General features: G+C 38.0%; 1 protein-coding gene. It reads right to left on the bottom strand.

What is annotated here, in order from left to right; all coding sequences use genetic code 11:
* Positions 1-212 precede the first annotated feature (212 nt).
* Complete coding sequence (locus tag ESU54_RS17675) at positions 213-596, bottom strand: hypothetical protein (RefSeq protein WP_146744029.1); 384 nt, start codon at positions 594-596, stop codon at positions 213-215.
* Positions 597-865 lie beyond the last annotated feature (269 nt).

Genomic DNA, 865 nt, shown 5'->3' with positions numbered 1-865 from the left:
CAATGCAGAAAATTTCTTCATTGGATTTCCAAATATTCTTTTCCTGATTTTGTGAATAGGAAGTAGTCCAAAGGATTAGACTAATAATTATTAGATATGATTTTTTCATAGATTATGCACAACGTTTCGTGTATGGGCAGTAGCGGGATTTTCCCGAAATATTCGCCCTTAACCGGACTTTAAATTTATAAAAATAATTTCGGATTTTGCGCTTATTCGCTATTGCCTATACATAGTGTTGACGGCAGGTTTTCCATTCCAACGACTTTTGCTGATAAACAACCACGAAAGTGCTTGCCGAAAACACGGTTTTTGATTGTCCGCAAATAGACACCTGCGAAATTATCCGTCCAACTTTTTCGTTTTCCAACTTTGGCAAAAATGCTTTGGCCATCCTCGCAACGGCAAATGCCCTGTCCAGAACTTTGAAAATAAAAAACTGCGAAACGAAACGGCAACGGTTGCCAAGAAAGTAAAAAAACAAAAACCTTTAAATGGGCTTTTGTCATTGCCCGCCCAAAAACCGTGTTTTCATTCTGGCTGATCGGCGCGGACTTTGTTTTTTCACAATTAGATTCCGCAATTTTATAGAACAAATTACCTCATTTAACTTGCCGACAACGTTGTTGTGTATGAACCGTTGCGTGTCTCACACACGAACCATTAAAAGTACAAAACTCCGCTGGAAAATTCCCAAGAATTTTCCAGATAAGCACAGACCCAGCAATGGTTTATACACGGTGTTGCCACACGTTTTTTCCTTTTCACGCTCTGTTTCGCACATCCGATTTATTTCCGACGTTTTGTTTTTTAAAAGTCCAATTTAGTCAATTTCAGATTAATTTCTTTATGGTTTTCCGTAATT

Origin of the sequence: Aequorivita antarctica (assembly GCF_007997155.1) — a bacterium.
Lineage (GTDB): Bacteria > Bacteroidota > Bacteroidia > Flavobacteriales > Flavobacteriaceae > Aequorivita > Aequorivita antarctica.
The sequence above is the reverse complement of the archived record's forward strand: the minus strand, read 5'-3'. Positions and strand labels throughout refer to the sequence as shown.